The organism is Cupriavidus sp. 30B13 (assembly GCF_049059565.2).
Classification (GTDB): Bacteria; Pseudomonadota; Gammaproteobacteria; order Burkholderiales; family Burkholderiaceae; genus Cupriavidus.
Map to the genome: position 1 here is coordinate 980,691 of NZ_CP188224.1, position 22,679 is coordinate 1,003,369.

Sequence of the window (22,679 nt, forward strand, 5' to 3'; positions counted from 1 at the left end):
TGCGGCTCTTGGGGGTCACATCATAGTAGGGGGTACCATGGGAAGACCTGTTCCAATTAGCTTACCAAATGGCCGCCAGTGGTTAAAGAAGGGCGATGCTGTTGAGCACTTCAAAGCCATTCTTGCGCGCTACGCCGACGGGGATCGCGTGCTAGATGCAACCGACCACGATGATCTATCCGCACTGCTGAAGGTTTACGATGCGGTGGTTCCGGCAGGTGGGCCGACAAAAACGGGTTCAGGAGTTGGGCATTTCGAGCGTCGGCCGGATCGCGATCATCCAGGGCGCACGTCGTGCTTCTTTGTCGTTCGCACTGACGGGTCGAGCATTGACTTCAGTACCCGTCGTGCGCTCGACGTCGCAGGTGCTCGAGGCTGGTGAAGTAGTAAAACCTCGTCCATCGGCTCTGCAACTCGGGCGGCGAAGGGATGCGCCGTGTCAACTCTGCCCCAAAGTCGTTAGGATAGGGGTTGAACTAGTTTGCCATCCCAGCGGATGAGCTTGAATTTAAGGCCTGCCGTCGCTTCGAGAAAAACAGACTCGTTCTCGTCGAACGAAGCGGCGACAATCGACTGCAGGCGGCTTTCTCCGCTCAGCAACTGTAGCAGGGCATGCTGGCTACTGGAACGCATGGAGTGCTGACCGGGTTCATCCATGAGAAGCATCCCCGGGTGGTGGCCTTCGAACCCCCACGTAGAAGACGTTTGGTGCAGCGCGAGGAGATAGCTCCAGATTAGGCGAACGAAGTCGCTAGCGCTCGAATCCGCAGTGAGGCTGGTTTGGACCTTGGACCGGATTTCCCGCAGCTCAAGCTCCGAGAGGATAGGGGTAAGAGTATCGAGACTAATCCGGATGTCGGCGATCTCAGCGCTCTCGTACCCGAATGAACTCGCGTTGCTACGGAAGTTCTTCTCGAACAGCGAAATTCTGGAGAGGTCATCAGCGCCATAGGTTTCTTTGGGAAGGCCCTTTCTTTCGGCTTGGTTTGCCACTACTCGCTCGGCGATCTCGCCGAGAGTTCCTAGCAGGATTGCAGACTGGGCTTCAAACGCCTGGAGATTTGATAGCTCCAGTTCAATTTGGATTTGTCGGCGCACGATGGCTTTGGACTCCACGGCACCGGTGCTGACATCGCCGCGCAAGGAGTTTCGATAGTCATGCGTTGCTGCTAGACGATTCGCCACATCAGCTACCGCGATCTCAGACTGCCGAATTTCTTCTAGTGTTCCGTTGATCTGACTCCGCAGCATTCGGCGCTGACTTTCTAGGTATTCGATGTTGGTATTCAGGTCCATTTGTGGACCCGAAACGATACCGAATAGCAGCGTATCGTCGACCGACTGATGGCAGGTCGGGCAGTGATCAGTCGCAATTTCAACCTCCATCTGCGCCCCAAGCATGCGTAGCTTGAGCGCAGTTTTGTTGCGGTCTAGGTCTTCGTTTGCTTCTGCGAGAAGATGGCGCAACTCTTCCAGCGACGCCTTTTGCAGCGTGAGGTTGGCTGTAGCGCGCTCATGCAGAACGCTTAGGCGCTGAAGCTCCGCTGTCGTTGACTCAAGCTCTTGAAGAGCTTCCGCGCCGGATGCTCTCCCATAGGCCTCCGCTTTGTCACCCAACGTCGCATGCTCCGCCCGCATCTGGCGGATATACTCAATAAGCGATGTTTGAGACTTGCCGTCCGATTTCACGAAGAGAACCGTCGCCACGTTAAGCACCGAGGTCGCAGTCGCTGGAAGCCCCTCGACAATGACGCCGTTGGTTAGAGCAGCCTGACGCAATGTGTCATAGATTTTCCGCCAATCCGAGTCAATGGCCAAGGATTCTGCATCCAACTGGGCACGTTTTGCTTGTCGATCAAAAACGCCTAGCGCAAGCAAGAACTCGGTGACTCGAATACGTGCATCCCGTATCCCAAAGAAAGGAATGTTGGCGATGTAGTCGGTCCAGCCCCGCTTCTGCTCCACCGCGAGTGCTGCGAAGATAGTCTGTAGATAGAGCTTGGTCATCCCGCCAGACGTCGTTGCAACCTGGGGAAGGCGATAGCCCATGAAGTTCTCAAGGAACTGGAAGAAGCCTTTCTGTTTCTGAGCACTCCCCGCGTCGAAGAGATAGGTCGGCCATGGTGTACCAAGCTCGCCTCCCGTCGTTAGGTGGGCTCCTTCGAACACTTCGACTAGCTTGGGGCTGCGAATGGCATCGCGGATGGCTCGTCGGAGCGTGACGCTTCTGCCACTTTCATTCTCGATCTCGATGAACACTTCTGATGCCTCGACCGCGACGCGAACCTCGCCTTGTAGGAAGTATTCTTTGACGGCGTAGGGCAAAACCTTCTCCCCTTTGCCCCCAATCAGCTCTTCCATCCCGAGGCCATACAGCAGGCAATTGAAAAGGGTGCTCTTCCCACTTGAGTTGCTGCCGCGAATGACAGTCAACCCATGGCCGAACTCGAATTTGAAGCCAAAGTCGCCCTTGACTGTCTCGATTCTTAGCTTGATGGCTCTGATAATCATGCTGACTCCCATCCCTTCGCAACGGCTTCGACCATGTTCTCTGTAATGTCCTTCCCAATCTCCTTCAGGAAGACTCGCTCACTTGGAAAGGCACCAGCGTCCTTAAGAACCGTGTCGATGAATGACCGACCCTTTTCGGCAATTTGGTAGCCGGTAGACGTCGGTCGCAGCAGGCCATCGGCTATGGCGTAGCGAATCGCGATGGCAAGCGCCGGATCGAATCCCCATGCGGTGACGTGCAGCACCTTCGCCTTTGCCGCTTCGACCAGCTTCTGTATCCGGTCGGTACGCTTCAGCGCCCAGTTGAATAAATGCAGTCTCGGCAGCGAGGACTTGCCGCCTCGTGACGAGATGTGGAGGACAAGGAGAAGCTGGCAAATCTTGTATAGAGGGCGGTGCTCAACCAAGACGGGCGAGGGCCTGCGTTCAAAGCGAAGGCGACGCCGCTGAACGTTGAACTCATCCATAGTCGAGTTCACAAACGGCAATCCACCTCGAGACCATGAGCCGCGCTATGTGGGCAGCTTCCGTCTCGTCGATGTGCGGGGCGAGGTCTTTCGCGATGCGTCTGGTCAAGCCGTCGCGAATCTTCTCTGTGAGTTGTTGTGGCGAGTCTTCCCACGTCGAACATGTCTCTACGACATGGGCTTCGTATCCATTGATGAGCCTCACCAGGCGCGAGTGAACGGCCGGAGCCTGGTCATTGATGCGCTTGAAGTGCGCGTCATGGTCAAGAAACTCTCGAAGCGTCTGCTGATGCAGCCCCGCGACCTTCGCAGCCAGCTTGTCCGCGGCCACACGACCTTCGAGTCTCGCCTTTGTCTTGCGCAACACATTCTCTTCGTACTCCTCGGGGCTACTGCCGAGCGGGGGTAGGGTCGTAGGTAGGCCACCGAAATCCAGCGCCTTGCCCAGCGCGAACTGTAGTTCCTGAATCTCAGCGGCGTAGTGGTCACCGTCGTGGACCAGCACTTCGAAGTCTGGTGTCAAGATCGAGAGATCCCAAGCCCTGACTTCGGCTTCCTTCGTACGAGCATGCTTGAGCAACTCATTGCGGGCGATGGTGGGCGTCACCAAGTACCAGCGTCGCAGCTTCGTGTTGCCTAGCAGCTTCTTCAGGTCCTCTTGGTAGGTCCGAAGCTTCTTGAGGTCTTCGGTGATCTTGTCGCGCTGCTTTTCGTGAAGTTCTTTGTCCGGGTAGAGCTTGTCTGGGCAGTAGCACTGGAAGCCACAACCTGTGGTCGTGGTAAAGCCTTCCAGTCCGAAGTCACCTGGCGTGGCTGGAATGTGTTGATACCCATCGCCGAGAAATTTTTTCTTGAATACTTGCTGGCAGAGACGTTCCCAGCTATCACCGTCGAAGGGGCCATAAGGGGTGTTGAACACGGCGTCGGCTTTGTTCGCGCTTACTTTCCGTCCCGAAACGAGAAGTCGGCTATCTCCCGCCTCAAGCGAAGCGGTGTACCTGCATTTCGGTTTCGGTGAATGCCTAACAAGGCGTGCAGTCTAATGCGCAAGCGACGCTCCCCAATTGTTTCACCGCTCCAGGTGCTACGCTTTTTAACCCTGCGGTGTTTGCTATCGGCGTATTGTTCATTACATTTAGTTACTTGTAAAGGCAGTACATTTGGTGCTCCTGGAACTGCGTGGCTTGCTTATCGATGATCGAACTGCGTGAGATTGCTAAACCGGGCAGCACACAGTTCGTGCGAGGGCGGATCTCGTCATGCCGAATACTGTACAAAACTACAGATCTGATGACTTTCTGTGGCTACGGACATACAGGTCTACTTCTGTGATCCTCGCAATGCCTAGCAGCGTGGCTCGAGCGAGAACATGAATGGCCTACTGAGACAGTATTTCCCCAAAGACGACGATCTCTCTGTCTATTCCCAAGCAAAACTGAACGCCGTGGCCCGGAGCCTCAACGAGCGCCCACGCAAGACACTGGACTTCGATACACAGGCTGAACGATTCCCTTAATCTGTTGCATTGACCGGTTGAATCCGCAGGCCAAATCTGCCATCCGACGGTGCAAGGGCGTATGGCCGAGAATGGCCGTTGGCGGTCATATCGGTTAGGGCGGGCATGGCGGCCTCATCGGGGCAATCATCAAACTCGCTTTCGCTTTGGTTGGCTGAAATGATATGCGGCGACGTCCGAGACGGCGCAGGGATATGCTGCGGCCCAGAAAGCATAGGTCATAGGTCGGCCGATTTTGTCGTCTATACTTGACAAAATCGGAGGGCAAAATGAACGCAGCAACGCTCGGCGCAGCCGTCCAGAGCAAGCGGATCGCTTTGGGCCTCACGCAGCGACAACTGGCGGAGATGGCTAATGTATCGCGTCAGTCACTCAATGGGATAGAGCAGGGTCACGTCAATGCCACGCTCGATACCCTGGAACGGCTGCTGGATGTGCTTGGCTTGTCGCTAGAGGTGGGCGATCCGGAATCCAAACGGCAAGCCGAGGGAAGGCCAACCAGGGCGCTGTGGATGGCCGCGAAAGGGGCCAGTGTCAGCTATGTCGGAGAACTGACGCCCGAGGAACTTGAGCAGGCGTTGGTCACTGGCCAGGTGCCGCCGGCCTTCCGTCCGCATCTCGCCCAGGTCCTCGACGAAGCCCCGCTCCAGCTAGTTACCAAGGTCGTGGCGGAAGTCGCCACCAGGCAGCAGCGCAAACCATCTGAGATCTGGAAGAACTTGCGCAAGTTGGCACAGGCGTTGACGGCCACGCGCGGAGGTCTGTGGGCATGAAGGTGAAACTGAGAGGCGACAGCTGGGAAAGCCTGTTTCCGCATGCCTTTACCTTGATGGATGAGGTGCGTAAGTATGGTGGGATCGAGCCGTTCTGGACATTTGGCGGTGGCACCGTTCTGATGCTTCGCTATGACCATCGGCTGTCCCGCGATATCGATCTGTTTGTGCCAGACCCGCAATATATTGGCTATGTGACGCCCCGTCTAAGCGATGTGGCAGAAGCGATTTCGGCCGACTATCTGGAGCAAGCAAACTTTGTCAAGCTGGTCCTCGATGCGGGCGAGATCGATATCGTCGCCGCTCAGAACCTCACCGAAAACCCCTTCGAGGTCTGGGAAATCATGGGACAGCCTGTCAAGGTCGAGACCGCGGCGGAAATCGTGGCCAAGAAGCTCTACCATCGGGGCGACCGTGCGACGGCGCGGGACTTGTTCGATCTGGCTATGGTGATCGAGCGGGAGCCACAAGCGTTGAGTGCCGCCGCGCCGTATCTGGGTCGGCATGCGCGGGCTTTTGTCGAGCAAGTAAGGGCTGGCGTGCCGATCATGCGGGAGCAGTTCAACAGCATCCGGCGGCTAGGGTTTCAATTGAGTTTTGATTCGTGTGTGGAACTGGCAGGTGATTTTCTGTTGGGGCTTGGCGGGATGCGTTAGGTGGATGATTTAAACGAAATGCGGCTCAATCCCGTCGATCTCGGCACGCGGGAGCAGTTCTCAGCAACCTATCGCGCGATCAATTACTGCTTTCACCGGGTCGGCAAGGTTGGAATTGACCTCAAGGTCCGGCATCCAGATGCCGATCCGTCTTCCTTGGCATGGTCAATTCTTCATGCCCGGCCCCGGCGGCCCGTCTTTCCATCCAGCGGCGATAGCGGCGAGCGCGGCGCCCGGCGTCCGCTTGCGAGACGATCAGCGCCCAGACCGGCGAAACACCGGGAGCCGTGCGCCGTTGGCGGCTGAGGCGGGTCAGTTGGTATTTGACGGTCGCCATGTGCGCGGTGGCGGCGAGCGGCTTGTTTTGCCAGGTGATCGGCTTGAGCGTGGGGACATCCGGCCGGCCGAGCCGCCAATTGCGGGGCAGGCCCGGTTCGATCGCGAGCGCGGTACCGATTCCCGCCATGGCGATGCCGCTGTCGATCACTTTCTGCGCTACCTCGCGCCGCCGGATGCCGCCGGTGACCATGAGGGGCATCTGCGCCACCGTGGCGATTTCGCGGGCGAATTCGAGGAAGTACGCTTCGCGCGCCAAGGTGTGCTCGTCCCGGCCAGGGCCCATCATCGCCGGTGCTTCGTAGCTGCCGCCGGAAAGCTCGACCAGATCGACGCCGAGCGGAGCGAGCATCTCGACCACGGCTCGCGCATCCTCGGGCGAGAAGCCGCCGCGCTGGAAATCGGCGGAGTTGAGCTTGACGGCGACGGCGAAACCGGGCGCGACGGCAGCGCGCACGCCACGCACGATGTCAAGCAGCAGGCGCGCGCGGTTCTCTAGGGAGCCGCCCCAGCGGTCGCGCCTGCGGTTCGACAGGGGCGACAGGAACTGGCTCAGCAGATAACCATGCGCGGCATGGATTTCCACACCGGTGAATCCCGCGCGCTCCGCCAGGCGCGCGGTGGCCACGAAGCGGCGCTCGACCTGTGCGATGTCGTGCTCCGTCATCTCGCGCGGCATGCGGAACCGGCTGGACTGCCTGCCGAGGTCCAGCGCGATGGCCGACGGCGCCAGCGTCTCCTGGCCGAGCGCGGCCGGCATCTGCCGGCCGGGATGGTTGATCTGCATCCACACCCCGGCGCCGCGCGAGCGTGCGGCGTGGGACCAGGCCCGGAAGCGGTCGAGGTGGCAGTCATCCTCCAGCACCACGCCGCCGGGGCCGGTCATGGCGCGGGCGTCGACCATCACGTTACCGGTGATGATCAGTCCCGCTTCGCCCTCGGCCCAGGCTTGGTAGAGCCGCAGCAGTCCGGCCGAGGGCGCATGGTCGTCGTCGGCCATGTTCTCTTCCATCGCAGCCTTGGCGATGCGGTTCGGGATCATGGCGCCGCAGGGCAGCGTCAGTCGGGAAAAAAGGGACACGGAAATCTCCAATCACGAGGATTTGACACACCATAACCTTCAAGTTAAGTTGAAGGTCAAGTAAGTCTTGAGGAGATCCGACTTGAATATCGGGGAGTTGGCGAAGCGCACCGGGCTGACCAGTTCGCGCATTCGCTTCTACGAGCATGCTGGCTTATTGAAGACAGTGGATCGACGGCCGAATGGGTACCGGACTTACCCGCCCGAGGCGGTACTGGCATTGGAACTGATCACGACCGCGCAGAAAGCCGGTTTCAGCCTGGATGAAATCCGTACGCTCCTGCCGGCTGATCTGCAACACTGGGAGCACGAGGCCTTGATCGGGGCGCTGCGCCGGAAAGTGGACGATATCGAAGCGCTCGAAGCGAGACTTGCCCAAAGCAAAGCCCAACTGGTCGCCCTCATTCAAGACATCGAGGCAACGCCCGGCGACATGGACTGTGCCGCCAATGCACGCCGGGTACTGTCGCGCGTGCTGGGTAAAGAAAAAGAGGGGGCGGCCATGGCGGCCAGCGAAGTCAAGCTGCCAGGCGAGGCTGGCGGGCGTCGATCGGGCCAGGCCCGCTAGCCGGTTGGGAACCTGTTCGCCACGCCTGTCCATGCTGCCGGCGCCTGGTGGTGCTGGCCCTGGGGTGGTCAACTGGTCAGTGCCGGAATCGCCTCGTCTCCTGCCTCATTGTGAGTCAGCTTGCTGGCACTGGCCGGCTCGCATGCTGGCCGCTTGACGGGCGGCGCTTCCATCTGCATTAAGGCGACAATCATTGCCAGGTGACATGGAGGGCGGCTGACGAGCCTTAGCGGACCGTCGCCGCAGGAAGCCGAAAGGACGAACGAGAGAAGGACTGGGCGCTACTTTTTGTCGGACCAACCAGTTGCAACGCCATTATGGCCAATGACAACGAAACCACGAAAATCCCGGTCGGCTATGTGGATCTCGCCTTCACCCCAGTGAGCGGCAGCAAATTTAATAGCCTCATCTCTGGCAATATAGTCGCCAAGCTTTCGATGTACTTCGATGAGAACAAAGTCTGCTGGGATAAATCTCTCTAGTAGATGCAGTAGTTCTGGTTCGCGAAGACCATCAGGAGCGATGATATGAATCCATTCTCTTGATGCCGCGTCCACAGATGGAAAATGCTGACGCATAAGTTCGTGAACGCGTCGTGGATTCATGAAGCCCCCCAGGGTAGGCGCGTCGATCTCAGGACCAAGCTTACATTTTAGACTGCTTCTACATAGGAAAATCGATTGAGGCGCTGTAAAGCCAAGTGGACAGCAAACCGTCGATGACCGCTCCTGGCCGATATCAGCCATCCTCACCAAGCGAATATCCCCCGTCCCTCGCCCCTGCCTCACTCCAACCATCTTTCCGCCCTTAACATCCAGCGTCCGCTGCTGCGGGTTGTAATCCATCGTCCCAGGCACATGCTGGCCTTCCCGATTACCGAAGCGCCACGCGCAGCCCTGGAGCAGCCATCACCCAGCCTAAGTGATGGATCCCGGGACAGTCAAAGGTAGTACCTTGGAATACGAGGTCAGGTTAGGAAGCCTCGCCACATCGGGCGAAGCGAGAAGAGCGCGTGTATTCACCGAATCCGGTGGAGCAGTCCTGAGGTACTGTTCCACTGCAGCACGGTACCTCGGGTCGCCATCCAACGTATTGTCCAAATAGAATGCCAGCTCGGCGTGATTTCCTTCGCGCGTGAGCCAAGAGGAAATGTGGCCGAGTGAAAAGCCCAGCAGTGCAGCTATTCGGCTTTCTTCTAGAAGGCCGAGAGACTGTGGATATCGTGACCGGATGACCTCATACGCCCGATTGCGAATACGAGTTCCCCACACAGTCACACTTCCGTCCACCAAGAGCTCCCAGATTGGGGTCGCGCCACAAGCCTCCCCGTTCCAGTACTTCACGGCGAGTTGCTCCCAGCCATGAACAAGATTCGCATCGGCATCGAGCATCTTTGTAATCCAGTTAGCGTCGACTCGAGTTGCAGTGCCATAGGTGAGCCCAACGTCCGTCAAGTAGTCGGAGTTGATGTGTCCGCCCCAAGCAGCTTGTTCGGCAGCAAGCGCGCTCTCGACCTCATCGAAGACGAACATGCCGGACAGCCGGGAGACGGCATTGGGGAAATTGAGCCCGCGAATTGCATCGATGGCAAGCTCTGACTGCAAGCGCTGAAAATTACCGGAGTCAAAAATGCCTGCAAGGCGTAGCGATACGGTGCCATGTCCGTGCTGCGCCCATATCTGTTCCCGCGACATGAGGACACCCCTGTAAGTGTTCCAGGCGACCACTGGGTGTTCAATGTCGAGGTAGATGAATCCTTCTCGATCCATTATGTTCTATTGTCAATGTGCGTAGGACTAAAGCGGTTAGCGGTCCCCGCTTCTGGAACATTAAGAAGTCAAACTGTTATACGCGCGTCACGAACGTCGCCTATCCGATGGATTGGCGGTGTGCAGCGAGCTCCACTGCTCGTCACCGACGCCGAGCGGTCTCTCGACAGACTCAAAAGCAGTCAGCCATTTGTGCGCGATTCGAGCAGCGATCGCGCGCGGATTTCCTTCGTAGGAACAGTCATCACTCACGCGCCTGTGCACGAACCCGTGATGCCGGGCCCTATCCCGGATCGCCCGCCTGCTGTCAGACCATTTCATTGGCAGCTTCGCCAGCCAGCGCGACTTCCGTCTCGTTGGTCACCGTACCTTTCGCTATCGCATTGTCGACTTCGGAAACCATGTCGCCCAGACCGATGGCGACCGTGATATTCGGCGTCCAGTTCTTGCGGTCGGTGCTGACCTCGGCAAACGTCGTTACCGTTGCGGTGTAGCCCTGCGATCTGAGGTCGTCGGCTAGCCGATGCGCCCGCGGTTCCAGCGCTGCTTGCGGATTGTCTTCGCTGATGTCGAGTACCAGTCTGGTCTCGAATTCTTCCTTGCCCCTCTGGATTGCCGTTTGCATTGCCTTGAGTTGCTTATTCGCCAGCGCGACGAGCTTGCTGTACCTGGATTCTTCCTGGCTGGCGCGCAGTGCCTTGGCGGCGTTAATGATTTCGGTGCGGTCCACGAACATGATTGCCTTTCGAAGTAGGGGAGAGAAAGCACGGGCACCGCACGAGCTTGACTTCAGGAGCCAACTTATCCGGGGTGCGGCGAGTACTGTATAAATATACAGTACTCGCTGGCTAACCGGCAAGAAGTAAGCGAAAGTCCCTCGTGGCAGAAGGTATGGCGAATCGCGCTACCGTCGACGCGTCGATCCCGACTCCTACAAGAAATGGCGATTTGACTGATCCATGGTCGCACGGCGGGCAATCAGAGGGGCGCGGACAGAGCCTGTACTGAGCCCGTATGCTTATTTAGAGTGATGGACTGTCGCTTCAATCGTAAATGTCACGAATACGGTCGCAGTCGGAGTTCCGTCGCTGAGCCATATCGGTCGCCACAACGTTTACACGAAATCGCTCGCCAAGGTTCGCAGATGGCCGGTAAGTGCCCGATTGCCCAGGGCGGCTGGCGAACCCAGCGGCGACGGGCTTTAGCCGAGCCGTCTCCGACATTCCTCATTGAGCGCGGAATGTCCGCTATCCGCAGTTGAACCGTCGGATCACGCCGGGCCACACTCAAAGACCGCGAAGAAACGCAATCAATGCGGAGTTGACCAAATCCGGTGCCTCTTGTTGTAGCCAGTGCCCTGCTCGCGGAATCACTTGGGAGGCGCGTAGGTTTGGCACGAGATGGGGCATGGCGCCGATGACCTCGTGCATGCCTGGAATTGCCAGCCCTGTGTCGCGCTCGCCGACAAGGTAAAGCGCCGGGACCTCGACGCGCAGGCCCTCGAAAGCGGCTTGCACCTCCCAGTTGCGATCGAGGTTGCGATAGTAATTCAAGCCGCCGTGAAAGCCAGAAACGCTGAATGCCTGAACAAATTTTTCCAGGTCGGCGGGGGCGAGCCACGCGGGCAACGAGGACGGATCGTTCAGAGAGTCAAGGAGTCCGCCACTCCGTAACAGAAGTCCAAAGGGATTAGGTGTATTCGCCTCGCGGACACCTACATCGCCCGATGCAGAGAAATAGATCTTGCGCAATGTGGCCGCAACGTCACGCTCAAGTTCCGTTTCGGCCAACCCTGGTTGGGAAAAGTAATGTGTGTAGAACCACGTCCGGTCGGTCTGCGGAAAAAGCCGACTCGGCGCCATCGGCGCGCGGCCCATCATTGGCACCCCGAGCGCAGCGACCGCGCGAAAGCGGTCGGGCCGAAGCATCGCGGCCTGCCAGGCAATGGTTGCGCCCCAATCATTTCCCACCACAACTGCGTCGCGTTCTCCGAGCACATCAACGAGCGCAACCAGGTCAGCAATAACGTCCAAGGCTGTGTACTGTCCGATCATCGCTGGACATTCGCTTAATCCGTAGCCACGCAAATCTGGAGCAACTGCGCGGAAGCCGGCGCGCGCAAGTGCCCCCAGCTGGTGGCGCCAGGCATGCGAGGTCTCGGGAAAGCCGTGACAAAGCAACACTAACGGACCATCGCCCTGCTCAGCGACGTGCAGGCGGATGCCGTTGGTTTCAACGTAGGTTTGACGGTATGCACTCATGCTTGCTCGAAGAGACAGTTGGACACAAAAGTCTCGGCATATCGTAACATCTAAAGTTACTCATTTCCACATTTTCAAATGTTATGCAACGTGATACCCGGCTGGCTCGACTTCTGCACGTACTCATCCACATGCATCTCCGCGGCGGCGCGACCACTTCGGAGACGATCGCGCAGATGCTGCATACGAACCCCGTTGTTGTTCGCCGCACAATGGCCGCGCTACGCGAAGCCGGATATGCAAGGTCTACAGGCGGTCCAGGCGGAGGTTGGGCACTCGCATGCGACCTCAACGCTCTTACGGTGAGAGACGTTTACGTGGCCATCGCGCACACCGCATTGTTCGCGGTCGGCCCGGCTGACGACAATCGTAATTGCCCGGTAGAGGCGGCGGTAAATCGGCACATCAATGAGGCCTTGCGTTCAGCAGAAAATGCGTTGCTTCAACTGTTTGGCGAAAAGCGACTCTCGCAGATCGCGCACGACGTGACCTCGTCAAAGTCGGGCAAGACGACCAGCTAATTCGGAGGCCATGGAATAGATATCAATGGAGGCAAGTCGCGGGCTTGCTTGACAACGACTTCTCGGACGAACGGGTGTCAGCTGCAGCCGTTGATTTGAACGCTGTCAATGCCCCTTCTTGGCCGAATCCGGAAATCGGCCTCCCACTAGGCCTTGCTTCAGGGCCGGACTTCCGTAGCCGACCCTTAGCGGCCATCTGTCCTATGACCTTGGCGCATTCATTTTTGAGCGTAAGCGACCGGTCAGAGGGGGGTAACCACGCACCTCGGTTTTAACAAAATGCGCTGCTGAGTTATGGCGCTGTGATTACACCCCTCTCGGGCATGCGCCGCCGGCTGATTAGTCAATGCCAGGGTAGCGGCCACGGCCCTTCGCAGCGACGCCAACGGTGAGCAACCCATGACTGTAAAAGACGATCTTAAGTTGGGGGGGGGCGCGGTCGAATAGCTCAGACGCTAGAATGCCCGGGCAAAAGTCGCTTGGATTGACGGTAAGACACAGATACAGAGGTTAAACATGAGCGTAATTTCCACGACCGCAGACGAGATGCTTATCATCTTAAAGTCGCTGGGCTTGAAGGCGGTTATCACGAAGAACAAGAAGGACAGTTCGGAGGAGAACTACCGGCCGTATCCCCGGCATCCCGGAAAGATGCTGGATGGCTTCTGGCCGAAGCCACCCGCGCAGGTGACGCCTAGCGCTGGCTTTGCAATTCACTTCGTAGAACGTCACAAGCGGCTTTGGCTCGGGGCATACCTCGGTTTCAAAGACGAGCCTACTGGACAAATCTCCCTGATCGTCGGCGACGTGGAGTGCTTCGAAATCACCGACCTGGATCTCAGCAGCCGGAAGCAGAGGGGTCTTCAGGAAATCCTCAAGCAGAACGGACCGGTGACGCTGTCATACTTCGATCCCGAGGCCCGTCTCCCGGACAGCCGCGACAGCCCCACTTACACGATGGCGCAGGTGAAGCGGCGACTGCACCAGAAGGCGTTTCGAAAGGCGCTGTTCGCCCAGCCCATGCCGAAGTGCGTCATTACCGGCGGTAGCGTACCGGAGCTCCTAGAGGCGGCACATCTGGAAGGTAAGAGCTGGGAGGCCGGTGACAACACGGCGGATGACGGGATTCTGCTTCGCGTGGACCTGCACCGCGCGTACGACCGTGGCCTGCTTACACTGGATGAGCAGCACCGGATTGACAAACTGCACAAGGATCTGCTGGAAGACTACGGTCGCTACATGCCCAATTGATTGAATCACCCCGGAAATCGTGGGTGCTGTTTCGTCTAAGGCATCGCGGCAGTGCACGGGCAACGGAGGCGCTGGAGATACACTTCTACGGCGGATTGCACGCAATGTGGGGCCGATTTCAAACGGCCACTTCGGGCCGGCAAGGCCATTGTAGCGGCGTGCCCGGCCCCCCCCGCTCGCGCTGCTTAGAATTCTGTGACCGGTCCAGCCACCGACTGCACACCGGTGCCGGCGTCGTCGCCGTGGCCATCGGGCATTGGCCACAATCGCCGAGCGTGCACGAGGCGGCCATCCAGCGCTTGCAGGACACCACGAGACCGGAGCCTCGGAAGTGCCCTCACAGCGCCGCCGGCGCCAGCCAGCGGCCGATCTGGGCCGGGGCCACCAGTTTGGCAACACGCCGGGCCCGACCTCGAGGCTGGGACCGAGCTGACGCGCAGAGGCGCCACCTGTGGCGGCCGGGCGGCCGGGATCTACAGAGTCGCCAGTTGGCAGCATTGCCAGCTAGGGCCAGCGGCTAGGAGGAGACATTCGACCATCCGTCATTTCCAATCCTGGCTTACGAACTTACGCACCTACCTGCGTCACCAGGAAATTGTGCGAATGATTTTTACTTGGACGATCGTGAATTACGCGCGTCTCAGTCCTTTTAGCCTGAGGGACTGTGCGCTAATTTTGTTCGACAACTCAGGTGACGTAATATGAGACGTTAGCCACAAATACTCATCCCGTAAACCCGATGAGTTAATTCGGTCGGCAAGCGCTTGTGCGTCTTCCACAAGACTGTACTCGTCCAGTGCATTGAACGGGCTGTTTCTCACGTGGCGCGAAAGAAACCTCCGCAACCCTTCGTCGGTGGAGCAAATCTGGTTCACTGCGGCGAACATCTCTTCGTACGCGAAATTCAACTGAGCGAAGCGGTGGAGTATCGCGTGCAGCCTCGGCTCCTTGGCGAGTTTGTCCAAGGAGACGGAATCTCTGACCCTATCCGACCAAGATGCTAACGCTTTGTCGACTACGCTGCCGTCGCCCACCAGTTGAGCCTCCATGTTTTTGACTAGATCCGGTCGTATGATCCATTTTCCTTGCTCGGCAGCAGCTTCGAGCAGCACGCTCTCCGCTATGGAGAGTGGAGCTTTGACAACGATCTGCTTAAAGCAGTCGTTCTTTTGAGTTCCCGCACCGGCTTTCCTCACTAGCCGCGCCAGGACCTTCGCAAAGAGTTCCGCCAAATCTTTTGTCAGTTCCGAAGCAAATTCGGCCTGTATGGCGCGCTCGACAAAGACTACCGAACATCCTATCAAATCCGGTGCAGTGCATGAGGGAAGGTAACTGTAAATCCATTCGAGTAAGAAAACCAGCTCCGGGATCTCGATGTTCACAACCGCTTCGGTAAGAAGGTCTGGCTGTTGCAGTTTCCTGTGAATGTCGCTGACTTCGGGGACATTTTCAAGGGACATCATACGGAAATAGCGTGCCAACCGATCGGGATCTGCTAAATGTAGTTCATCCTCGGGTACGCGATCGTGATTTCGAGGGTTATCCGAAAACAGGAACGCGCAAGCCTTCGTGGCTACTGTTAGGTCGGGTTCCTGTTTAGGAAGATATTTTGCCCATGCAGGTTGATCGCTTTCCCGGTCGGCCTCAAGTCTAGCCCATTGGGCCCAATCGAAGTCCTCATCTTCGAAGCCAGAGTCGCCGCGGAACGCATGTCCCGTGAAATCAGTCGGGTGGCAGTGGACGCTCTCTCGGATCTGCGGAAAACGCTGTGAGATGGCCTCAAACACAAGAACATCCGTGACATTCACCTCATTTTTCGTAGCTGGAAGGCTCAACATAAGACGATTCATAAGGCGGACCACATCTCTCGGATGCCGAGCAAGCCGAGTAAGAAGAGTTGCCGCCTTCGGGTAGCTGAATGTTTCGAAGTCTCTAAGCTCGATGTTAAGTGTCGAGAATAGGGCCCGTAGCTGCTTGTCTACGAAATTTCTTAGTTGATACTCAAACAGCGGTGGGATCGGGTAAGCCACTTGGACAATCTTCTCGAGGTAAGACTGGCCCGAAGTGGCATTACCGTTCCCAAGGGCCGTCGCCACAACGTCTCGATCATAAGCTACAAGGTAGGTCGTCCTTGGAAAATCGGCGACTGCTTTGATTACCTGGACCAGCGTACGGATCTCGTCCGCAGGAAGTCGGTCGACGTCATCCACAATCACTACTATTGGGCGATCAAGATCACGCAAGGCTTTGGCGACCTCTGCCTTCTTTTTCGCGAGATCCAGTGCCGGTAGCAATTTCTTCACGTCACTGAGCGCGTCACCTGCTTCCTTCGTGGCGTCGGCGGCGGTATCGGCAATCTCGGCAATGTCCTCAGCGATATTCCCTGCAAACGTGGTTCCTGGCACGTACTTGAGGTACTTGAGATGCCTGATCAGTCCAATGTAGCCGAGTAGCTTCTCTCCAGCCTTGATTGCTTTCGCGGGAGTGCCTGCATCAAAGTTGATCGTGGCAGCGATCTGCGTCACCAGCGCGTCGATGAGCGCTCCAGTGTTACTGACCATCCAAGGGTTAAACTCAACAACAGTTGCTTTTGTCGCTGCATCGCTGCATGCGTCCAATTCCGTCTTCACGAAGCCGATTACTGTGCTTTTCCCCGTTCCCCATCCGCCTTCGATTCCGACAACTAAACCCTCATTTGCGCTAACTGAAAGAAGTGCTTTAGCGAGGTGCCTCGCGAATTGCTTGCGTCCGAGTGCGTCAAGTTCAGCGGGGCGGTCTGGACTGTAGGTTGGTACTTTCATGCTCACTTCTCAGTGGTTACTTGAACGCTTACCGTTCAAGTGAAGAGGAAAATGGCACAGATGTTCCCACGGTGAGTCTTCGTTCGAGCTCCATGATAGTTTCTATAGGATCACGCTGACTCCCAAGGGCCGCCGACCCGAAGAATGTCCCTAAACCGCAGCGATCATTCTAGAGCAAGAGTCGAGCGGCTCTTATTAGGCGGTTACGGCCCTTGCTTGTCGCGGATCGGACGGCTGCAAGGCGGCCAACGCTGTCCTTAACGATCCAAGGGCGACTGACTCAAACTGGCCGATATCAGCCATCCTCACCCAGCAACTATCCCCATCCCTCACCCCCGCCTAATCCCCACCACCTTCCCATCCTTAACATCCAACGTTCGCCGCTGCGGGTTGTAATCCATTGTCCCGGGCATATGCTGCCCTTCGCGATTACCGAAGCGCCACGCGCAGCCCTGGAGCAGGGCGATGGCATCAGCTTCGGTCTTGCCGATCAGTGCGTCGTCGCCGAGCTTGTCGGCCTGGCAGCCTTCAGCGGTGCCACGGGCGCCTTGGGGGCCGGGGTTGGGGATAGGCGTCATGGGAGATTGGGCGGCGCAGCCTGCGATGAGGGTGGCGAGTGCGATGGCGGCGGCGTGTCGGGTCCAGGGGTGTTGTTGCTTGGGCATGCGTGTCCTTCGCGTGGTTCGAGCCTCTAAATTAGCAGGCCGGCACTGGGGGAGGTATGGGCGCCCCTCGGTATGTTGTAAGCGGCCAACTGGATGGCTATACTTTTCAAGTCGCAGAAACAGCCGTGACCAGGAATGACAGCCTGAAAACGTAGGCGAGAGAGCCGTCGCAAGGCGGCGTTTTCCATATCGCTAACGCAGGAGGCAGTCATGCCAAAGTCTTCGTTCGCCCGTCCCGGGCACTATCTATCCCTCACCACCCCCGCCCACCCGCCCATCCCCCAAGCGGAGGCCACCCATGCCTAAGCACACCCGCCAGGGCATCACCGTCGAGCACACCGGTGCCGACATGTTCGTGACCGCCCACATGCCGTGCGAGCCGCCGCTGAGCCTGGCTGCCGAGAAGGCGGCGCAGTTGCATGCGTTGTTGTCGGTGGCGAGCGATTACGCCGCGTCGGGCGGGAACAATCCGGCGGCGGAGCTGCACGGCCGGCTGTTGTCGCTGGCGGCCGGGCTGGCGCAGGAGACGCTGGTGCTGAGCGAGATGGTTGCGCCGCACGCGCAGCAGGCGCTGCCCTGACCGGCCGCTGAGCCGTACCGCGGGCGGCCGGGGCTTACCCGTGCCGCCTGTCGGGGTACAGCGCTTCGAGCCGGGCGCGCACGGCGGAGATGTGGTCGCCCACGCTGGCCACGGCTTCCTGCAGTTCGGCGGGCGTGCAGTTGAGTTCCGCGCACCAGTATTGCAGTTCCACGCCGTCCATGGTGTTCACGCGGCCCGGGTCCAGGGGCCTGAAGTGTCTTGGATCGTGAGGCATGCGGTTCTCCGGGCGGTTGCGGGCCTCGCCGGAGGCCTCGTCGCGCCTTGCATTGTAGCCGCCCGCGCGCGGCGGATATCGTCGAAGTGCTTCCCTTCAGTGCACTGGCCACCGTGCGGGGCGCTTTCATCGCCCGGGCTCTGGGCGGGCTTGGAACTGCGCGTCGCCCGTATCCGGGAAAACCATAAATTGAGTGCCTGTCAAAATTAACCTACATTAATTGCCATACTATCAATATGAGTGGCGGATGGGGACGGCAGCAGGCGCGGACAAAACATAAATCAAAGGAGGAGACCAGACATGAAGTGCAGACAGTACGGGCGGCATGGGCAGTACGGACGGTATGGGCGATATGGGCGGTACGGACGGATGGCGTTGGCTTGCCTGCTTGCCGGTTCGGGCGCGGCGTGGGCGCAGTCGGGGGTGACGCTGTATGGCGTGGCGGACATGAACCTGGAGTTCGTCAATCATGCGGGCGTGGTGCCGACGGCGGCCAATGGCTTCAATCCGGGGGCGTCCAACAATGTGTACCGGCTGAGTTCCGGCGGCTTGTCCGGCTCGCGCTGGGGCTTGCGCGGCGTGGAGGATCTGGGTGGCGGGCTGAAATCGCTGTTCGTGCTGGAGACGGGGTTCAACCTGGATACCGGCACCACGCAGCAGAGCGGCCGCCTGTTCGGCCGCCAGGCGTACGTGGGCTTGCAGAGCGCGCAGTACGGCCAGATCACGCTGGGGCGGCAGTACACCTCGCTGTTCGACAACATCGCCAACTTCGTGCCGGCGTACTTCGCGACGCAGTACGAGCCGATCGTGATGCTCACGGGCGCCAACTTCCGCGAGGACAACGTGGTGAAGTACACGGGCACGTTCGGCCCGCTCACGGCGGTGGCGCACTGGTCGTTCGGCATCGGGCTGGCGTTGCCGCAGGTGGCGGCCGCGGGCACGGCAATCGGCGGCAATGGCGAGGTGCCGGGGCAGTTCCGGCGCGACAGCGCTTATGGCGTGTCGGCGGCGTATTCCGCCGGGCCGTTGAGCATGACGCTGGGCTATGACCAGTTCAACCCGACCATCGGCGCGGGCAGCGGCACGGTCAAGAAGGCGGTGGCGGCGGCAAGCTATGCGTTCGGGCAGGCGCGGATCATGGGCGGCTACCGCTGGGGGCAGAACCGGGACCAGAACGGCACGCTGGCCGGGCGCGACGATTTCTACTGGGTGGGCGCCATCTATCAGGTCACGCCGGCTTTCGGGCTGACCGTGGAGTACGACTATGACAATCTCAAGAACCTGTACGGCAGCAGCCAGGTGGCCAATCCGTGGCAGGTCTCGCTGATCGCGGACTACAACCTGTCCAAGCGCACCGATGTCTACGTGACCACGGCCTATGCGCGCAATGCCGGGCTGATGCTGGATTCCGCGTCGATCGGGTTTGCCAACAGCCTGTCGCTGGGCAACAGCTACGCGCTGGCCAACGGCAGGAACGCGATGCTCGGCGTTGCGCTGGGCATCCGCCATAAGTTCTGAGGCGCGCGGTTCGCCGGCCCGCGGTGCGTTATTAATTGACAGCATATCAAATGAAGCCTAGATTATTGAGATGGTGGCATTTAAACGAGAAGATGCAAAAGGAGACGTCGTGACAGACAACGGCAAGGCGCAGGTGACTGCGGGCATGCGGGGGGCGTCGTGGGACGCAAGGCTGATGGCGCGCCCTTATCAGATGGTGCCTTACGCGCTGGGCACCGCGGACGGCCAGCGCACGCTGGGCTTCCTGTTCACGGTGACGGGCGCGGAGAAGACCGTGGTCTGCCTGATGCATCCGCGCGAGATGGCGATCACGCATTACCTCGTGCCGTTCATCCTGGACGCCGGCTGCGCCTGCTGGGTGCAGGGGCCGCGCTCCATCGGCAACGACCTGCGGCTGGAGCACGAGATCGCGCTGTTCGACGTGGCGGCGGGCATGTCGCACCTGCGCGAGCTGGGCTACGCGCGCATCGTCCTGCTCGGCAACTCGGGCGGCGCCGGGCTCTACACCTTCTACAACCAGCAGGCGCTGACGCCGCGCGAGCTGCGCATTGCTCGCACGCCGGGCGGCCGTCCCACCAACCTGGGCGAACTGCACATGCCGGAGGCCGACGGCATCATCCTGGTGTCGCCGCACCCGGGGCAGGGCAAGTTGCTGATGAGCGGGCTCGACCCTTCGGTCGTCGACGAGGACGATCCCATGCAGACGGACCCGTCGCTCGATCCGTTCTCCGCCGCCAACGGCTTCGATGCCGCCAGCGGGCGCGGGCAGTATGCGCCGGCGTTCGTGCAGCGCTACCGGCAGGCGCAGGCCGAGCGCGTGGCGCGCATCGACGCGCGCGCGCGGCAGATGCTGCGCGCCAAGCACGAGGCGCGGCAGCGCCTCAAGGCGGGCAGCGGCGCGGACGAAGACCGCCGCCTCGCCGCGCACGCGCCGGTGTTCGAGGTCTGGCGCACGGATGCGGACCTGCGCTCGTGGGACATCTCGCTCGATCCGTCGGACCGCAAGACCGGCTCGCTGTGGGGCAAGGACCCGTTCGTCTCCAACTGGGGCAGCGTGGGCTTTGCGCGCGTGGTGACGCCCGAGTCATGGCTGTCGACGTGGTCCGGGCTGGCGTCCAACGCGGCGCTGGACAAGACGCTCGGCGCGGTCCACCAGCCCACGCTGCTGCTGGAATACACGGGCGACCAGTGCACCTTCCCGGCGGACATCGAGGCGATCTATCGACAGATTCCCAGCGAGCACAAGCACCATATCCGCGTGCGCGGCAACCACCACGGCATGGCGCTGAGCCGCGACGAGGAACCGGGCCAGCTCGTCGCCGGGCGCCACATCGTGGCGTGGTTGCGCGAAACGATGGCGTAGGCGCAACAATGCGGGCAACGCGGTGCGCTCTCGCCATCGCCGGCGCCCGCGAGAAAAAACAGACAAGGTAGACAGAACATGCAGCAGATTCGAACCGTGCGCCCCGCCGAGCCGCTGGCGGGCGTGAGATACCCGGACGAGCAGCGCCTCTGGCGCTACGTCGCCGAGGGCGTGCTGACGCAGGAGACGTTGACTGGCGGCTTCCAGGCGTCGTTCCGGCAGCATGCCGGCCGCGTGGCGCTGGCCGGGCCCGAGGGCGACATCACTTATGGCGAGCTGGACGAGCGCACCGACCGCCTCGGCGCGGCGTTGCTGGCGCTGGGCCTGAAGCCGCTGGACCGCGCGGTGTTCCAGTGCGGCAACTGCAACGAGCTGCTGCTGGCCTTCTTCGGCTGCCTCAAGGCGGGCATCATCCCGCTGTGCTCGCTGCAGGCGTTCCGCAAGCTGGAGATCGGCTACCTGGGCAACCTGTGCGAGGCGCGCCTGCACTTCGTGCAAGGCGACGACCCGAAGTTCGACGACGTGGCCTTTGCCGAGGAGATGCAGGCCGAAGTGCCCAGCTTCGCCCACATCCTGCAGGCGCGCGGCACGCGCCGCGGGCGCGCCGTGCTGCTGGCGGACCTGATCGAGGGGATGCCGCCCGAGCGCGCCCGCGCCGTGCTCGCCGACGTCAGGCATGACCCGTTCCAGGCCGCCGTGTTCCAGCTCTCGGGCGGCACCACCGGCGTGCCCAAGATCATTCCGCGCTTTCACAACGAGTACCTCTACAACATGCGGGCCGTGGCCGCCTGCAACGGCTACACGGCGCAGGACGTGCTGTTCTTCCCCACGCCGTACATGCACAACCTGAACATGGGCTGCTTCTTCGGCCCGTTCCTGCTGACCGGCGCCACCGTGACCGTGACGCCGGACATCGGCGAGGAGAGCCTGCGGGCGCTGGTGCGCAACTACCAGCCGACGTGGTTCGGCGTGGCCGGCCCGATCCTCACGCGCATTGCGCCGGAGCTCGCCCGCGCGGACGCGGCGGGCCGCGCGCGCCGGAATTTCGTCGCGCCGAAGAATGCCGCCGGCCTCACGCGGCTGACCGGCTCGCCGGCCCACCACATCTTCGGCATGACCGAGGGCGTGATCATGTTCGCGCGCCGCGACGACCCGCAGGAGATTCGCGATACCTCCGTCGGCAGCCCGGTCTGCGCCCACGACGAAGTCAAGATCGTCCACCCCGGCACCGAGGACCCGGTGGCCGACGGCGAGGTGGGCGAGGCGCTGTTCCGCGGGCCGTACACCATCCGCGGCTACTACAAGTCGGAGAAGGAGGACGTCACCCGCTTTACCGCGGACGGCTTCTACCGCTCGGGGGACCTGATGTCGTCCCGCGTGGTCGAGGGCAAGCGCTATTACTTCTTCTGCGGGCGCATCAAGGACGTGGTGGACCGCGGCGGCGAGAAGATCAACGCCGAGGAGCTGGAGAACGTCATCAACCTGCACCCGATGGTGCTGGCCTGCGCCGTGGTGGGCATGCCCGACCGCGTGTACGGCGAGCGCGTGTGCGCCTTCGTCATCCCGAAGCCGCCGGCCACGGACCTCACGCTGGCGCAGCTCACGGCGTATCTGCAGGAAGCCGGGCTGGCCAAGTTCAAGTGGCCGGAGCGGCTGGAAGTCGTCCGCGAATTTCCGCTCACGGCCTCGGGCAAGCTGAGCAAGGCGCTGCTGCGCGAGCAGATCGTCCAGGCGCTGGAGGCCGAGGCGGCCGGCGGCACCGGCAGCGCGATTGGCAAGACAAGCACCACAACCGAAGGGAAGTGAC

Annotated in this window: 21 protein-coding genes and 1 pseudogene; 11 read left to right on the forward strand and 11 right to left on the reverse strand. The window is 60.2% G+C overall.

Going from position 1 to position 22,679, the window contains the following annotated elements:
- Window positions 1-37: 37 nt before the first annotated feature.
- Window positions 38-382, forward strand: coding sequence for a DCL family protein (locus ACKI2N_RS23685; RefSeq protein WP_420998544.1), 345 nt, complete (start codon window positions 38-40; stop codon window positions 380-382).
- A 77-nt stretch (window positions 383-459) separates the two neighbouring features.
- On the opposite strand, the gene ACKI2N_RS23690 is transcribed toward ACKI2N_RS23685, so the two are convergent.
- Genes ACKI2N_RS23690 through ACKI2N_RS23700 form a run of 3 tightly spaced genes read right to left on the reverse strand, consistent with a single transcriptional unit; the run spans window position 460 to window position 3,897 of the window.
- Window positions 460-2,511 carry an AAA family ATPase gene (locus ACKI2N_RS23690; RefSeq protein WP_420998546.1) on the reverse strand — a complete coding sequence of 684 codons (2,052 nt, stop codon included), beginning with the start codon at window positions 2,509-2,511 and terminating at the stop codon, window positions 460-462.
- Window positions 2,508-2,978, reverse strand: coding sequence for a hypothetical protein (locus tag ACKI2N_RS23695; protein WP_420998547.1), 471 nt, complete (start codon window positions 2,976-2,978; stop codon window positions 2,508-2,510). The genes ACKI2N_RS23690 and ACKI2N_RS23695 overlap by 4 nt, the downstream gene beginning before the upstream one ends.
- The gene (locus ACKI2N_RS23700) at window positions 2,971-3,897 is read right to left on the reverse strand and encodes a hypothetical protein (RefSeq protein ID WP_420998548.1); all 927 of its coding nucleotides are present in this window, start codon (window positions 3,895-3,897) and stop codon (window positions 2,971-2,973) included. The genes ACKI2N_RS23695 and ACKI2N_RS23700 overlap by 8 nt, the downstream gene beginning before the upstream one ends.
- Before the next feature lie 378 nt (window positions 3,898-4,275).
- On the opposite strand from ACKI2N_RS23700, the pseudogene ACKI2N_RS23705 reads away from it, so the two are divergent.
- The 3 genes and pseudogenes from ACKI2N_RS23705 to ACKI2N_RS23715 form a co-directional block, all read left to right on the forward strand.
- Window positions 4,276-4,494: pseudogene (locus ACKI2N_RS23705) on the forward strand (IS30 family transposase); the annotation flags it as partial.
- Between the two features lie 269 nt (window positions 4,495-4,763).
- Window positions 4,764-5,267, forward strand: a complete 504-nt coding sequence (locus ACKI2N_RS23710) for a helix-turn-helix domain-containing protein (protein ID WP_420998549.1) — start codon at window positions 4,764-4,766, stop codon at window positions 5,265-5,267.
- Window positions 5,264-5,923 (forward strand): nucleotidyl transferase AbiEii/AbiGii toxin family protein, encoded by a 660-nt coding sequence (locus tag ACKI2N_RS23715; RefSeq protein ID WP_420998550.1) that lies wholly within the window; start codon window positions 5,264-5,266, stop codon window positions 5,921-5,923. Before ACKI2N_RS23710 ends, ACKI2N_RS23715 begins: the two co-directional genes overlap by 4 nt.
- A 121-nt stretch (window positions 5,924-6,044) precedes the next feature.
- On the opposite strand, the gene ACKI2N_RS23720 is transcribed toward ACKI2N_RS23715, so the two are convergent.
- On the reverse strand, window positions 6,045-7,340 hold the full coding sequence (locus ACKI2N_RS23720; protein WP_426990939.1) for an NADH:flavin oxidoreductase/NADH oxidase family protein: 1,296 nt from the start codon (window positions 7,338-7,340) through the stop codon (window positions 6,045-6,047).
- Between the two features lie 82 nt (window positions 7,341-7,422).
- Between ACKI2N_RS23720 and ACKI2N_RS23725 the strand changes: the two genes are divergently transcribed.
- On the forward strand, window positions 7,423-7,908 hold the full coding sequence (locus ACKI2N_RS23725) for a MerR family transcriptional regulator (RefSeq protein WP_420998262.1): 486 nt from the start codon (window positions 7,423-7,425) through the stop codon (window positions 7,906-7,908).
- Between the two features lie 281 nt (window positions 7,909-8,189).
- Here ACKI2N_RS23725 and ACKI2N_RS23730 read toward each other — a convergent pair whose 3' ends face one another.
- The 4 genes from ACKI2N_RS23730 to ACKI2N_RS23745 all read right to left on the reverse strand — a co-directional run bounded on the left by ACKI2N_RS23730 (window position 8,190) and on the right by ACKI2N_RS23745 (window position 11,938).
- Window positions 8,190-8,513, reverse strand: a complete 324-nt coding sequence (locus ACKI2N_RS23730) for a hypothetical protein (protein WP_420998261.1) — start codon at window positions 8,511-8,513, stop codon at window positions 8,190-8,192.
- A gap of 312 nt (window positions 8,514-8,825) precedes the next feature.
- Complete coding sequence (locus ACKI2N_RS23735; protein ID WP_420998260.1) at window positions 8,826-9,602, reverse strand: hypothetical protein; 777 nt, start codon at window positions 9,600-9,602, stop codon at window positions 8,826-8,828.
- Window positions 9,603-9,984: 382 nt separating this feature from the next.
- Window positions 9,985-10,413, reverse strand: coding sequence for a hypothetical protein (locus tag ACKI2N_RS23740; RefSeq protein ID WP_420998258.1), 429 nt, complete (start codon window positions 10,411-10,413; stop codon window positions 9,985-9,987).
- A 550-nt stretch (window positions 10,414-10,963) separates the two neighbouring features.
- On the reverse strand, window positions 10,964-11,938 hold the full coding sequence (locus ACKI2N_RS23745; protein ID WP_420998257.1) for an alpha/beta fold hydrolase: 975 nt from the start codon (window positions 11,936-11,938) through the stop codon (window positions 10,964-10,966).
- Window positions 11,939-12,021: 83 nt separating this feature from the next.
- On the opposite strand from ACKI2N_RS23745, the gene ACKI2N_RS23750 reads away from it, so the two are divergent.
- Window positions 12,022-12,459 (forward strand): Rrf2 family transcriptional regulator, encoded by a 438-nt coding sequence (locus tag ACKI2N_RS23750; protein ID WP_420998256.1) that lies wholly within the window; start codon window positions 12,022-12,024, stop codon window positions 12,457-12,459.
- Between the two features lie 516 nt (window positions 12,460-12,975).
- Window positions 12,976-13,710 (forward strand): HNH endonuclease, encoded by a 735-nt coding sequence (locus tag ACKI2N_RS23755; protein WP_420998255.1) that lies wholly within the window; start codon window positions 12,976-12,978, stop codon window positions 13,708-13,710.
- A 629-nt stretch (window positions 13,711-14,339) separates the two neighbouring features.
- Here ACKI2N_RS23755 and ACKI2N_RS23760 read toward each other — a convergent pair.
- Together ACKI2N_RS23760 and ACKI2N_RS23765 are read right to left on the reverse strand one after the other, a co-directional pair.
- A complete protein-coding gene (locus ACKI2N_RS23760) occupies window positions 14,340-16,511 on the reverse strand; it encodes a KAP family P-loop NTPase fold protein (RefSeq protein WP_420998254.1) in 2,172 nt (723 codons plus the stop codon).
- A gap of 329 nt (window positions 16,512-16,840) precedes the next feature.
- The gene (locus ACKI2N_RS23765; protein ID WP_420998253.1) at window positions 16,841-17,176 is read right to left on the reverse strand and encodes a hypothetical protein; all 336 of its coding nucleotides are present in this window, start codon (window positions 17,174-17,176) and stop codon (window positions 16,841-16,843) included.
- A gap of 298 nt (window positions 17,177-17,474) precedes the next feature.
- Here ACKI2N_RS23765 and ACKI2N_RS23770 point away from each other — a divergent pair, with 298 nt between their 5' ends.
- Window positions 17,475-17,756 carry a hypothetical protein gene (locus ACKI2N_RS23770; RefSeq protein WP_420998252.1) on the forward strand — a complete coding sequence of 94 codons (282 nt, stop codon included), beginning with the start codon at window positions 17,475-17,477 and terminating at the stop codon, window positions 17,754-17,756.
- Between the two features lie 34 nt (window positions 17,757-17,790).
- On the opposite strand, the gene ACKI2N_RS23775 is transcribed toward ACKI2N_RS23770, so the two are convergent.
- Window positions 17,791-17,991 (reverse strand): DUF3606 domain-containing protein, encoded by a 201-nt coding sequence (locus tag ACKI2N_RS23775; RefSeq protein WP_420998251.1) that lies wholly within the window; start codon window positions 17,989-17,991, stop codon window positions 17,791-17,793.
- A gap of 369 nt (window positions 17,992-18,360) precedes the next feature.
- Here ACKI2N_RS23775 and ACKI2N_RS23780 point away from each other — a divergent pair, with 369 nt between their 5' ends.
- The 3 genes from ACKI2N_RS23780 to ACKI2N_RS23790 all read left to right on the forward strand — a co-directional run bounded on the left by ACKI2N_RS23780 (window position 18,361) and on the right by ACKI2N_RS23790 (window position 22,678).
- Window positions 18,361-19,509, forward strand: a complete 1,149-nt coding sequence (locus tag ACKI2N_RS23780; protein WP_420998250.1) for a porin — start codon at window positions 18,361-18,363, stop codon at window positions 19,507-19,509.
- A 175-nt stretch (window positions 19,510-19,684) separates the two neighbouring features.
- A complete protein-coding gene (locus tag ACKI2N_RS23785) occupies window positions 19,685-20,872 on the forward strand; it encodes an alpha/beta hydrolase (RefSeq protein WP_420998265.1) in 1,188 nt (395 codons plus the stop codon).
- A gap of 78 nt (window positions 20,873-20,950) precedes the next feature.
- Window positions 20,951-22,678, forward strand: a complete 1,728-nt coding sequence (locus ACKI2N_RS23790; RefSeq protein WP_420998249.1) for an AMP-binding protein — start codon at window positions 20,951-20,953, stop codon at window positions 22,676-22,678.
- The last annotated feature ends 1 nt before the right edge of the window (window position 22,679 follow it).